The 12,836-nt window shown below is 63.5% G+C and carries 11 protein-coding genes and 1 pseudogene; 7 read left to right on the plus strand and 5 right to left on the minus strand.

The window, feature by feature from the left end:
• The first annotated feature begins 151 nt into the window (after positions 1-151).
• From JQ587_RS34480 to JQ587_RS34495, 4 genes and pseudogenes are all read left to right on the plus strand, one after another.
• Positions 152-592: an EamA family transporter gene (locus JQ587_RS34480; RefSeq protein WP_212428313.1), complete on the plus strand. Its 441-nt coding sequence runs from the start codon at positions 152-154 to the stop codon at positions 590-592.
• A gap of 81 nt (positions 593-673) precedes the next feature.
• Positions 674-1,956 (plus strand): annotated as a pseudogene (locus JQ587_RS34485) (MFS transporter).
• 24 nt (positions 1,957-1,980) lie between these two features.
• Positions 1,981-3,231 carry an arsenic transporter gene (locus tag JQ587_RS34490; RefSeq protein WP_212301518.1) on the plus strand — a complete coding sequence of 417 codons (1,251 nt, stop codon included), beginning with the start codon at positions 1,981-1,983 and terminating at the stop codon, positions 3,229-3,231.
• 97 nt (positions 3,232-3,328) lie between these two features.
• Complete coding sequence (locus JQ587_RS34495) at positions 3,329-3,556, plus strand: hypothetical protein (RefSeq protein WP_212428314.1); 228 nt, start codon at positions 3,329-3,331, stop codon at positions 3,554-3,556.
• A gap of 26 nt (positions 3,557-3,582) precedes the next feature.
• Here JQ587_RS34495 and JQ587_RS34500 read toward each other — a convergent pair whose 3' ends face one another.
• The 4 genes from JQ587_RS34500 to JQ587_RS34515 all read right to left on the minus strand — a co-directional run bounded on the left by JQ587_RS34500 (position 3,583) and on the right by JQ587_RS34515 (position 8,674).
• Positions 3,583-5,397 carry a TRAP transporter large permease gene (locus tag JQ587_RS34500; RefSeq protein ID WP_249154671.1) on the minus strand — a complete coding sequence of 605 codons (1,815 nt, stop codon included), beginning with the start codon at positions 5,395-5,397 and terminating at the stop codon, positions 3,583-3,585.
• 69 nt (positions 5,398-5,466) lie between these two features.
• The gene (locus tag JQ587_RS34505; protein WP_212428316.1) at positions 5,467-6,477 is read right to left on the minus strand and encodes a TRAP transporter substrate-binding protein; all 1,011 of its coding nucleotides are present in this window, start codon (positions 6,475-6,477) and stop codon (positions 5,467-5,469) included.
• 38 nt (positions 6,478-6,515) lie between these two features.
• A complete protein-coding gene (locus JQ587_RS34510) occupies positions 6,516-7,880 on the minus strand; it encodes an MFS transporter (RefSeq protein WP_212428317.1) in 1,365 nt (454 codons plus the stop codon).
• A gap of 26 nt (positions 7,881-7,906) precedes the next feature.
• Complete coding sequence (locus JQ587_RS34515) at positions 7,907-8,674, minus strand: GntR family transcriptional regulator (RefSeq protein ID WP_212428318.1); 768 nt, start codon at positions 8,672-8,674, stop codon at positions 7,907-7,909.
• 173 nt (positions 8,675-8,847) lie between these two features.
• Here JQ587_RS34515 and JQ587_RS34520 point away from each other — a divergent pair, with 173 nt between their 5' ends.
• The 3 genes from JQ587_RS34520 to JQ587_RS34530 are packed head-to-tail and all read left to right on the plus strand — an operon-like array spanning position 8,848 to position 11,883.
• A complete protein-coding gene (locus JQ587_RS34520; protein WP_212428319.1) occupies positions 8,848-10,047 on the plus strand; it encodes a mandelate racemase/muconate lactonizing enzyme family protein in 1,200 nt (399 codons plus the stop codon).
• A gap of 12 nt (positions 10,048-10,059) precedes the next feature.
• Positions 10,060-10,827, plus strand: a complete 768-nt coding sequence (locus JQ587_RS34525) for an SDR family oxidoreductase (protein WP_212428320.1) — start codon at positions 10,060-10,062, stop codon at positions 10,825-10,827.
• A gap of 24 nt (positions 10,828-10,851) precedes the next feature.
• Positions 10,852-11,883, plus strand: coding sequence for an L-idonate 5-dehydrogenase (locus JQ587_RS34530; protein ID WP_212301525.1), 1,032 nt, complete (start codon positions 10,852-10,854; stop codon positions 11,881-11,883).
• A gap of 13 nt (positions 11,884-11,896) precedes the next feature.
• On the opposite strand, the gene JQ587_RS34535 is transcribed toward JQ587_RS34530, so the two are convergent.
• Positions 11,897-12,766, minus strand: a complete 870-nt coding sequence (locus JQ587_RS34535) for a DUF3280 domain-containing protein (protein ID WP_212428321.1) — start codon at positions 12,764-12,766, stop codon at positions 11,897-11,899.
• Positions 12,767-12,836: the final 70 nt, after the last annotated feature.

Consider the following 12,836-nt stretch of genomic DNA (forward strand, 5'->3'; position numbering starts at 1 on the left):
AGGAATCACACAAAGTGCCGATTCGGGAATCCCCCAAGGCAACTTCCTGCCAAGAAAGATGTGTGCATGCCCTAGGGCCTTCGCCGGGACGACGGCGGAGTGTTAGGATATACCTGCCTAAATAAGGACGAACGAAGCGATACCTGCCCCCATGAAACCCGCCCTCCTCTCCGCCTGGCAGGCCTGGGCGCTCCTCTCCGCCTGCTTCGCCGCATTGACCGCGATCTTCGCCAAGGTCGGCGTCGAGAACATCAATCCGGACCTCGCGACCTTCATCCGCACCATCGTGGTGCTGCTCGCCTTCTCGGTGCTGCTGCTCTTCACCGGGCAATTCGCCGTACCCTCGGCGGTCTCGTCGAGGACCTGGCTGTTCCTGGTGCTGTCGGGCCTCGCGACCGGCGCGTCGTGGCTGTGCTATTTTCGCGCGCTGAAGCTCGGACCTGCCACGCTGGTGGCGCCGATCGACAAGCTCAGCGTCGTGCTGGTGGCGCTGTTTGCCTTCGCCTTTCTCGGCGAGCGGCCGACCGCGCAGGGCTGGATCGGGATCACCATGATCGGCGCCGGCGCAGTGCTGCTGGCGATCAAGTTTTGACGAGCCCGGCGTGATCAGGGGAACCAAGCCGACATCATGAAGGTTGCTGCCGGGCTATTTGGAGCCTCGATCGAGAGACCGATGTCGCGCGAGAACCCCGATCAGGCAAGGCAAGCCGGCCGCGCGCTGGATGCGGCCAACTTCTTTCTCGCCGACGTCCGCGACGGGCTCGGCCCCTATCTCGCCGTCTATCTCCTCACCGAGCAGCATTGGGACGAGGCACGTATCGGCCTCGTGATGTCGATCGCGATCATCGCCGGCATCGTGGCCCAGACACCGGCAGGCGCACTGGTCGATGCGACCCGCGCAAAGCGGCTGGTGATGGCCGTGGCGGCCATCATGGTGACGTTCGCCTCACTGTCGCTGCCCTTGTTTCCAACTTTCCTGGCGGTTGCGATCTCGCAAGGCATCGCGCAGGCTGCCGCCGTGGTCTTTCCTCCCGCAATCGCCGCCGTCTCGCTCGGCATCTTCGGCCACGCCGCTTTCACCCGCCGGATCGGCCGCAACGAGACCTTTAATCACGCCGGCAACGCGGTCGCGGCGGGACTCGCGGGCGTGTTCTCCTCTGGTTCGGCCCGACTGTCGTGTTCTATCTGCTTGGCGCCATGGCAATCGCGAGCCTCGTCAGCATCCTGGCAATCCCCGCCCGCGCAATCGATCACGATCTCGCCCGCGGGCTGCACGGCGCGGAAACCGACAGCGAACGCGAGCAGCCATCCGGTCTCGATGTTCTCCTGACCTGCCGGCCTCTGCTCGTCTTTGCGATCTGCGTTCTGTTGTTCCATCTCGCCAACGCGGCGATGCTGCCGCTGGTTGGGCAGAAGCTGGCGCTGCAGGACAAGAACATGGGTACCAGCCTGATGTCGGCCTGCATCGTCGCGGCGCAACTGGTCATGGTGCCGTTCGCGATGCTGGTCGGCGCGAGAGCCGACCGCTGGGGCCACAAGCGCTTCTTTCTCGCCGCGCTCCTGATCTTGCCGATCCGGGGCGCGCTTTACACGCTCTCGGATAATCCGTTCTGGCTGGTCGGCGTGCAGTTGCTCGACGGCGTCGGCGCCGGCATTTTTGGCGCGATCTTCCCCGTCATCGTCGCCGACCTCATGCGCAACACCGGCCGCTTCAACGTCGCGCAAGGCGCTGTGATCACCGCCCAGAGCATCGGCGCCGCGCTGTCGACGACGCTCGCCGGCTTCGTCGTGGTCGGCGCGGGCTATGGCGCGGCTTTTATCATCCTCGGCACGATCGCGGCGATCGGCGCCCTGGTCTGCCTCCTCGCTTTGCCCGAGACGCGGCAAGTCGCAGATGAAGGTTTGCGCCCACAGGGGAAGACAGCGGCGTCGGCTTCCGCTATCGCTGCCGAATAACCCCATTTCAGCATAGGATTGAACGTGCCGTCTGACGCCATCTGGGCCTGGAGCATCATCGTCGCCGCGACCGCCGGCGTCATCATCCGCCCTTTTCGCCTGCCCGAGGCGATCTGGGCCGTGCTCGGCGCCGCTGCGCTGGTCTTGCTCGGCTTCCTGCCATGGGAGGATGCGGTCACCGGAATCGAGAAAGGCATCGACGTCTATCTCTTCCTGATCGGCATGATGCTGATCGCCGAGCTGGCGCGGCTTGAAGGGCTGTTCGACTATCTCGCAGCGCTTGCGGTGGAATATGCCGCAGGCTCGCCGCAGCGGCTGTTCCTGCTGATCTATATCGTCGGCACGGTCGTCACCGTGCTACTCTCCAACGATGCCACCGCGATCGTGCTGACGCCCGCCGTCTATGCCGCAACGCGCGCCGCCGGCGCCAAGCCGTTGCCCTATCTCTTCGTGTGCGCCTTCATCGCCAACGCCGCGAGCTTCGTGCTGCCGATCTCCAACCCCGCCAATCTCGTCGTGTTCGGCGCGCACATGCCGCAGCTGACAGAGTGGCTGCGCCTGTTCGCCCTACCCTCGGCGGCCGCGATCCTGCTCACCTACATCGTGCTGCGCCTGACCCAGCATCGCGCTCTGAAGGAGGAGACCATCGCGCGCAGGGTGCCGCATCCAAAGCTTGGCCGCGGCGGCAAGCTGACGGCGGTCGGCATCATCGCCATCGGCATCGTGCTGGTCACGGCCTCGGCACTCGATAAGCAGTTGGGCCTGCCGACCTTCATCTGCGGCGTGGTCACGGCCGCCATCGTGCTGCTGATCAACCGCCAATCGCCATTTCCCGTGCTGCGCGGTGTCTCCTGGAGCGTGCTGCCGCTGGTCGGCGGTCTCTTCGTAATGGTGGAGGCGCTGGTGAAGACCGGCGTGATCGGTCAGCTCAGCGCGCTCTTGCACCAGGCCGTTGAGCAATCCGTCTCGAAAGCCGCCTGGAGCGTCGGCATCGCCACCGCGATTGCCGACAACATCGCCAACAACCTGCCCGTCGGTCTCGTCGCGGGCTCGGTTGCCGCCAGCGATCATCTGCCCGCCTCCGTCGTCAGCGCCATCCTGATCGGCGTCGATCTCGGGCCTAATCTGTCGGTAACAGGCTCGCTCGCCACCATTCTCTGGCTGGTCGCGCTGCGGCGGGAGAAGATCGAGGTCGGCGCCTGGCCATTTCTCAAGCTCGGCCTGCTGGTCACGCCGCCTGCCTTGATAGCCGCGCTGGCGGCCGCCATCCGGTAATCGCGCGCAATTTGCGGCGCATCAATGTGGCCGGCAAAGCCTAACCTATACTCCTTTCCGTCGCGCAGCCTCATAGGGCGCGGCAAGGAGGTCTATCGTGCAGATCCAGTCAAAGGCATTGCCGCAGAGTTTTTCCCTGCGTCGCGCGTTGCTCGGCTTCAGCGAGCCGGGCGAATCATCCCATCCGATGCTCGTCTTTACGGCCGTGGTGCTGTTGGCCCTGTTCGCCATCGTGCAGATCGACCTGCACAGCGCCCAGCTTCAGGCCATCGGCCTGCTCGGCCAGGCGGCGACCGGGATTGATCCCGTGTTCATGAGCCCATAGGGCACGACGGTTCGCCGAGCGGCGCCTTAGTACCCCAGCGCCCTCGGTAGCGCCGTGCTGATCTCCGGGACAAAAGCGATCAGGAGCAGGCAGAGGAAGAGTATTCCGAGATATTTCAATATCGGCACGATGGTGTCTTCGAGCCGCACACCGCCGATGAGGCACGCACCGTAAAGGCCGAGACCGAGCGGTGGCGCGAATAGTCCGATTCCCATGCCGACGACAAGGATGACGCCGTAGTGGAGGGAATCGATGCCGAGTTGCCGAGCAACGGGCATCAGCAGCGGCGCGAAGATGATCAGCGCGGCGGCTCCCTCCAGAACAGATCCCATCACGATCAAGATCAGAATGGACAGAAGGAGAAAAACCCATCGTCCGTGCTGGGCGGTCAAGGCAACCAGGAGATCCGCAATCGCATGCGGGATCTGCTGAAGGGTCAGCACATAAGCGAGGCTCTGAGCAGCCGCCACGATGAACAGAACCATCCCCGAGCGCACGGCGGCGTGCCGCATCACCGAGCCGACTGCCGTCCAGGTCATCTCCCGGAACAAGACCCACCCCACCGCGAGTGCATAGACGACCGCAAAGGCAGAAATCTCCGTCGCGGTCGCAAACCCCGATCGGTAGCCGCCGAAAATCAGCACGATCAGACCGAATGCCGCAAAGCCGCTGGTCGCCATGCTGGCCATCGACTCGCCCCCTGCCCCGACGATCGCCGCCTGGGTCGTGCGACGCCCCGCGACAATAGAAACGAGAATGAGCGCCAGCGCCATCAACGCCGAGGGCAGCAGGCCGGCCATGAACAGTCCGCCGATCGACAAATTCGCGACGAAACCAAGAATGATGAGATTCACACACGGAGGAATGGTCTCGGCCATCACCGCCGAGGCCGCGAGCAGAGCGACCGCATCGCCGGGCTTCTGCCCGGATTTGCGCGCAGCCGGCACCAAGACAGAACCGACGGCCGCGATGTCAGCCATCTTCGAGCCGGAGATGCCGGAAAAGATGACCATCGCGAGAACCATCACGACGTCGAGACCGCCACGGATTCGGCCAGCGCCTCTCTGCAGAAGCGAGATCAAGCGAACGGACATGCCGTTCGCCTCCATCAAATAGCCGACCAGGATGAAGAACGGGACAGCAAGCAACACAAAATTGTCGATGCCGCGCGCCATCTGCTGGGCAAGAAATTGGCCGGGCAACATGTCGCCGCACCAGACAAAAACGAGCGCGGAAAGTGCCAGGACGAAAGCGATGGCGACGTTGGCCATCAGCGATGCAACGAAGACCAGCCCCATGATCCATGGCAACCCGGGCGTGGTGTCGGGTGCGAGCGACAGCCACGCCGTCCAGATGGCGGCCAGGATTGCGTAGCCGATAAGTGCCGCGACCGTATCCCGCCGGCGGAAGCGCAGGCAGGTATCGATCGCGAAGAGCGTCATGGCCGCCGTCGCAACGCATAGCGGAGCGAAGAAGACTTCCTGCGGAAGCCCAGCCCCGACCGTCTGGCCTGCCGTTTCAATCAGCAGTTGAGTTGCGTAGCAGAACGACGCAGCCGCGATGAGCACAACAAGCGCAGCCACCGCGGCATCGACCTGCTCACGTCGGCGGGGCCTGAGCCGATCGACAAAGAAAGTCACGCCGGCATTGTCGCCGCGCGCCAAAGCCGCGGCTGCGCCGAGAAAGGTCACGGCGAGGAGCAGCGCCCGCGCAACGTCGTCGCTCCACTCGACTGGCGTGTCGAACAAGTGGCGGGCCAGGACCGAACCGACAACGACAAGAAGATCGGCTGCGAGCAGAGCCGTTGCGGTCCATTCAAGAGCGAGCAGCAGGCCCTTCATGAAGGCCGGCCAGACGCCTCCGACTGCGAGCCCCCCGGCTCGCTCCACCGTGACAGGCGTTGTCATCCATCACCCGTTTTCGGTTTGACGGATCGCATCCAGCAACGGCTTCGCGGCGGGCGTCCGGTCGGCGAAGCGATCCCACATCGGTCGAACGTGGTCCCGGAACGCGTTACGATCACACTCCGCAATGGTCACGCCGAGCTTTTTCAACTCCGCCATGGCGTCGGCCTCAATCTGACCGGCCCTGGCGAAGTGTTCATCCGTGGCCTGCTGGACGGCCTTGACCAGCCCATCACGCTGCGCCGCCGGTAGTTTGGTCATGGTGCGGTCGCTGATGAAAGCGCCGAAAGGCGTGTGGATGTGCCTGGTCAGCGTGAAGTTCTTGGCGGTTTCATAGAACTTCGCGGAGATGATTGTCGGAGCGTCGTGCTCCAGCCCATCGATCACTCCGGCCTGGAGGCCGGTGTAGATCTCGCCGAATGCCATCGGCGTTGCAGCAGCCCCCATGAGTTTGACGGTCTCCGTCACGACAGGGTTCGGAAGGCATCGTATCTTCTTGCCAGCGAGTTCCGCAGGATCCTTGAACGCGAACTTCGTCATGAAGTTTCGCGCCCCGAGATTCCGTCCCCAGGCGGGGAAATGCACACCGGCCTTCTTCACCAGGAGCTGTCGCACGGCATCGCCCGCGGGTGACGCTGCTACTCTCCGCACATGGTCATAGTCCTGGAAGATATAGCCGAGATCGAACGCGCCGATCTCGGGCACGACGTTGGTCCAGATCGGCGTGCCGACGAGCATCATGTCGACCACGCCGGATTTCACCTGGTTGACGACATCAGCCTCCTGACCAAGCTGATTGTCAGGGAAGAACTGCGTCGCAAGCTGGCCGTCGGTCGTCTCCTTCAGCCGCGACAGGAAGAGATCATACCAGATCCGCGCCGCCGAAAATTTCGGATCATTTGGAAATGACGTCGAAACCTTAAGCGCCGTGGCGGCCGCAGCCCGCCCGATCAGGGTTGGAGCTGCGAGTCCTCCTGCGATCCCCGCCAAAATCACGCGGCGCGAAAACTTGGTCATGATGTCTCCCCTCCAGTTTGTTATTGAGCGTTGTCCGCTCAGTCGTTCTCGTAGCCGTAGACTTCCGGCAGGATGAAGATTGCGGCGAGCAATCCGATCAGCGGGAAAATCGCGACAAAGAGCGTGGCGTTGGCCTGACCAATCGCGGCGAACAGCGACGGGAACAGGAAGATCGCCAGGAACGACGGCAGCTTCACGAACATGTAGGCGAAGCCGCTGGCGGTGCCGCGATACTTGGGCTTGGCGACCATGGTCGGGATCGTCATGCAGTTGGAAGCGTCCCAGTAATGCCCCCACAACATGGCGGCGGCGGCGAACGGCAGCAGGATCTTGTTGTCGGTGTAGAGCGCAAAGGCCGCGACGAGCAGTGAGACCAGCACAATCGAGAAGCCCGCGATCGAGATGCCGCGATGGCCGATCTTCGGTGTCAACAAGGGTCCGACCCAGCCCGACAGTCCGGCGAAGGCAAACAGCGCCATCGTCACCAGATTGTTGCCGAGAATGGACGACACGCCAACCATGGCGAACAGCACCGGCAGGTAGAACGCGAAGGTCGAGAACTCGCTCGCTTGCATGAAACAGGCAATCCAGCCGTAGACCGTCGCGCGCCAACGGATCGGGTCCTGCTTGAGGTCGGCGAGGAAGGCGCGAGTCGATACCTTCGGCATCACGACATCCTGGTCGGGCAGCATGGCGAGATCGTCGTTGAACATCTCGCGCGCGACCTGCTTGGCTTCGCGATAGCGCCCCTTCTGAACCAACCACACGGCCGTCTCCGGCACATCGTGACGCATGATCAGGATGATCAGCGCCGGCAGGGCACCGAGGCCGAGCGTCACGCGCCACAGCGTCTCGTGATGGATGTCGAGCAGCAGGAAGATCACGATGACGCCGATGGTCAGCACCTCGCCGACGGCGAACATGAACTGCCAGCGGTTGCCCATGACCTCGCGCTCACCCTTGGCCATGGATTCCATGATGTAGGTGTAGCCGGTCGAAATATCCGAGCCGAGCGGGATGCCGAGCAGGAAGCGGATCACGACGAGCCATGTGACGTTGGGCACGAAGGCCTGCGCCAGCGCCAGAATGATGAACATCACCATCGTCACCAGGAACATGACGCGGCGGCCGATCTTGTCCGACAGCCAGCCGCCGAGCAGCGCGCCGATCAGGGCGCCGCCTTGCGTCCCTGCTGCGGCGAGGCCCAGCATCAGCGGATCGGGATTGTATTGTTCCTTGATGAAGATCAGCACGAAAGCGATCGAATAGAGATCCCAGGCCTCGACCAGGATCGAGGCCATCATCAGCCAGCCGACCTTGTTGCCCTTGGGACTGTAGTTCGTGATGAGGTAGCGGACCGCAGCTTCGCTCGCCGTCGGTTGTGGCACAGCCATCGTTGACATATATTTTGTCCTCCCTTCAGAATTTTTTACGTGCCAAGCAGCGGCTCGATGCTGCAATCGAGCAGGCGCGGATCGATCCCCGCCTCCATGCCGACGAAGATCGAATCCATGAAATCGATGAGGGCATCGCTCGCCTTCACCGCGTCCTCGACGCGACGACCGGCAACTGCGGCCAGGATGGCGAGATGATGATCGATCGTACCTGACAGATCCGTCTGTCCCGGCATGAAGCGGTGATGAATGTAGCCGATGCGGCGATACAGCGTGTGCAGCGGCCGCAGCGTATGCACCAGGAACGGTTCACCCGCCGCCTCCAGCACCAGCACATCGATGCGGCGGTCGATGCTGTTGAACTCGTCGAGGGTCAGGGTGGCGCGGCGCTCGCGCAGCACACGTTCGATATGGAGCGCCTGATTGCGATGCGAGAGGCTGGCGCGATCGGCCGCGAGGCGGATCACGAAACGCTCCATGTCGCGCCGCAAGCCCAGCAGCATGCGCTCGCGCGCAAGATCGATCGGCGCGATGTGCAGCCCATGGCGGGGCCGGATGATGATGAGCGTGTCGGCGGAGAGACGATTGACGGCGTGATGCACCGGCGTACGGCCGAAGCCGGTGATCTGCTGCAATTCCAGCATGGTCATGAACTGGCCGGGCTTGAGCTCGCAATGAACCAGGAGCTCCTCGATCTTCTGATAGGCCAGCTCGAAGAAATTGAGACGGTTGCGCCGCGAGGGCCTGCCCTCGCCGCCGTCCTCGTTCCTCACAACCTCGAGCGTGCGCTTACGCCGTGCCATGCATGCCTCCCTTGGGCCACGCTGTCGTTGCAGAGCGGCGCCGTATTTGTGATATCCTTAAAACATGTTGTGATATATTACAAGCGGGCGTAAGACTTCTCCATGGCCCGCGGCATGCTGCGGCGCGAAATGAAGACAAGCAGGCCGAGAGCCTGTCATGGGAGGAAATGGCCATGAAGATCACGTCGATCGAGACGCTGCGCACGGAGGAATTCTCAAACGTCATCTGGGTGCGCGTTCACACCGATGCGGGCGTGATCGGTCTCGGCGAAACGTTCTATGGCGCGGGCGCGATCGAAGCGCAGATCCACGACACTTTTGCCGGCCGCCTGCTCGGCCGCAATCCGCTGCACATCGAAGCCATCCATCGCGACATGCTGAACCTGCCGATGGCGCAGTCCTCCACCGGCGTCGAATATCGCGCGGCATCAGCCATCGACATCGCGCTGTGGGACCTGTTCGGCAAGGTCTGCAATCAGCCGGTGCACCAGATGTTGGGCGGCCTGTGCCGCGACAAGCAACGCATCTACAACACTTGCGCCGGCACCCAATATGTCCGCTCCACCAATATCAGCCCGGTTTCGAACTGGAATCTCGGTGCCTCCAAGGGACCTTACGAAGACCTCGACGGCTTCATGAACCGTGCCGATGCGCTCGCCGAAAGCCTGCTGGAGAGCGGCATCTCAGCGATGAAGATCTGGCCGTTCGATCCAGCGGCACAGGAGAACAAGGGGCTCTACATTACGGCTGCACAGATGAAGCAGGCGATCGAGCCGTTCGAGAAGATCCGCAAGGCTGTCGGTGACAAGATGGAGATCATGGTGGAATTCCACTCCTTGTGGAATCTCCCGACCGCAAAACAGATCGCGCGCGCGCTCGAGCCCTACAAGCCGACCTGGTACGAAGACCCGATCCGCATGAACTCCCCGCAGGCGCTGGCCGAATATGCGCGCTCGACCGACGTCTGGGTTTGCGCCAGCGAGACGCTGGGCTCGCGCTTCCCCTACAAGGACATGCTCGACCGCGACGCCATGCACGTGGTGATGGCCGATTTGTGCTGGACCGGCGGCCTCACCGAAGGCCGCAAGATCGCAGCGATGGCCGAGACCTATCATCGGCCCTTCGCCCCGCATGACTGCATTGGGCCGATCGGCTTCATCGCCGCTATCCACATGTCGTTCAGCCAGCCCAACACGCTGATCCAGGAATCAGTGCGCGCCTTCTACAAGGGCTGGTACAATGAGCTCGTCACGACGATGCCAACCATCAAGGACGGCTATGTCTTCCCGATGGAGGGTCCCGGCCTCGGCGTCGACCTTCTGCCCGCCGTATTCGATCGCTCCGATCTGATCGTGCGCCGGTCCAACTCTTAAGGACTTCTCAAGATGAGCACTGCCCTCTTCGACCTTTCCGGCCGCACGGCGCTGGTGACCGGCTCCTCCCGGGGCCTCGGCCGCGCCATTGCCGAGGGCATGGCCAAGGCCGGCGCCAAGATCATCGTCAACGGCGTCGACGCCAAACGCGTCGAGCAAGCGGTCGCCGAGTTTCGCGCTGCTGGGCATCAGGCCGAAGGCGCTGCGTTCAACGTCACCGACGAGCCCGCGATCGTCGCTGCGTTCAATGATTTCGACAAAAAGGGCATTGCGATCGACATCGTCGTCAACAATGCCGGCATCCAGCATCGCAAGCCGCTGGTCGAGTTCACCACCGACGAATGGCGCAAGGTGATCGAGACCAATCTCACCAGTGCTTTCGTGATCGGCCGCGAGGCAGCCAAGCGTATGATCCCGCGCAAGCACGGCAAGATCGTCAACATCGGCTCGCTCGCCAGCGAGCTGGCGCGCCCGACCATTGCGCCCTACACTGCAGCGAAGGGCGGCATCAAGAATTTGACCCGCTCGATGGCGGTGGAATGGGCCCAGCACGGCATCCAGGCCAACGCGATCGGCCCCGGCTACATGCTGACCGATATGAACGAGGCGCTGGTCAACAACCCCGACTTCAACAACTGGCTGATGGGCCGCATCCCCTCCAAGCGCTGGGGCAAGCCGGACGAGCTGGTGGGCGCGGCAATCTTCCTCGCGTCGGACGCCTCAACCTACGTCAATGGCCAAATCATCTATGTCGACGGCGGTATGACCGCCGCGATGTAATCGCGAACACCGAGGAGCAAGCCCATGCGCGCTGTCGTCATTCATGCCCCGAAAGATCTGCGGATCGACAATTATCCTGATCCGGCGCCCGGCCCGGGCGAGGTCCGCGTCAAGATCGCCAATGGCGGCATCTGTGGCTCCGACCTGCACTACTATCACCACGGCGGCTTCGGCGTCGTCCGCATCCAGCAGCCTATGGCGCTGGGGCACGAGATCGCCGGCGTCGTCGCTGCAGTCGGTGACGGCGTCACCAACGTGAAGACAGGTACCCGCGTCGCGGTCAATCCGAGCAAGCCGTGCGGCCAGTGCCTGCATTGCCAGGAAGGCATGCGCAACCAGTGCCTCGACATGCGCTTCCTCGGTAGCGCGATGCGCTTTCCCCATGTGCAGGGCGGATTTCGCGAGTTCATCACCGTCGACGCCACGCAGGCCGTGCCGATCGCCGACAAGCTCTCGCTGGCGGAGGCCGCGGTCGCCGAGCCGCTCGCTGTGTGCCTGCATGCCGGCAAGCAGGCCGGCCCCCTGCTCGGCAAGCGCGTGCTGATCACCGGCTGCGGCCCGATCGGCGCCCTGATGATTCTGGTCTCGCGCTTTGGCGGCGCATCCGAGATCGTCGTGACCGACGTGGCCGACGCTCCGCTCGCGGTCGCCAAGAAGCTCGGCGCGACGCACGCGATCAACGTCGCGACCAATGCCCCCGCGCTCGATCCCTGGCGCGCCGGCAAGGGCGTGTTCGATACGCTGTTCGAAGCCTCGGGCAACCAGGCCGCGCTCCGCACTGCACTCGACGTTCTGCGCCCCGGCGCGACGCTGGTGCAGCTCGGCCTCGGCGGCGAAATGACATTGCCGATCAATTCCATCGTCGCCAAGGAATTGCAGCTCCGCGGCACCTTCCGCTTCGATCCCGAATTCGAGCTGGCGGTGCGGTTGATGGGCGAAGGCCTGATCGACGTGAAGCCGCTGATCACGGCGACCATGCCGTTCGAGAACGCGGTTGCCGCCTTCGAGCTTGCCACCGACCGCTCGCAGTCGATGAAGGTGCAGCTGACGTTCTAGGATGTCATCAGAGCTATTGGTTCTCGATCAGCCGTTCGCTGACCAGGCGGACGGCACCGCGCTTCCAGGAATAATCCGCGCCCAGGCGCAAGCCGCTGTCGCCGCGTGACACGACGGCGCCGGTTCTGGCGTCGCGGACCTGGAAACCGAGCGTGTACTCGGTGCGGCTGACCCGCCGCACCACGCCGATCAGAGACTGGTCCGCGCCGAGCTTTTGCGCGATCGCGGCCTCGCACCCATCGCAGTCGCGCAGAGCGCGCCCCCTTGCCTCGCTGCTCGCGCTGTCGACATCGACGATGCGATAGCGGCCGGATTGGCCCAGGGCCTCGCGCACGCTGCCAGTCACTTCGGCGAGGTAAGACGCATCCGACATGGCCGAGGCGCCCGCCGAAGCTGCGGTCGCGTCCTCCAGCTCGAAATTGAACACGGCAAGCGCAACCGGCGCGGGTGCGCCAAGCGCTGCCATGATCTCGCGGGACACAAATATCTCGGCGCGCTCCCACGATTCGTCATTGTCGCCGCGGAAGGTGTAGAGCTTGTCCATCACGAGCTTCCTGGCGCCGACGTCGATCACGGCGACCTTGGCCCATTGCACCAGCGTGCTCGTCTTCTGGATACCGCCGATAACCTTGAAGGCCGCGCCGTCCTGCACCGACGACGCAAGCCGGTAGCGCGGGTCGGCGGAGATATTCCGCCGGAGCGCGACCATAAACGTCTGGAGGCGCCGCTCATGGACGGCGCCCTGATCGGTCGGCTCGGCCGAGGTATCGGTATAGCTGAAATCATCGAGAGCGATGGCGGTGGCATCAGTGGCTGCGGCCTGGCCACCCAACCCGGCCCCCATGAGAGCGAGGAGGGAGAGGAACGACAGGATACGGCGCATCGCGGGCCTCGCATGGCGGAAAGACCGCAAGCTAGGCGAACGTTTCGCACACCACAGCCGTTGCCATCCC

It is taken from the genome of Bradyrhizobium manausense (genome assembly GCF_018130615.1).
Classification (GTDB): domain Bacteria; phylum Pseudomonadota; class Alphaproteobacteria; order Rhizobiales; family Xanthobacteraceae; genus Bradyrhizobium; species Bradyrhizobium manausense_A.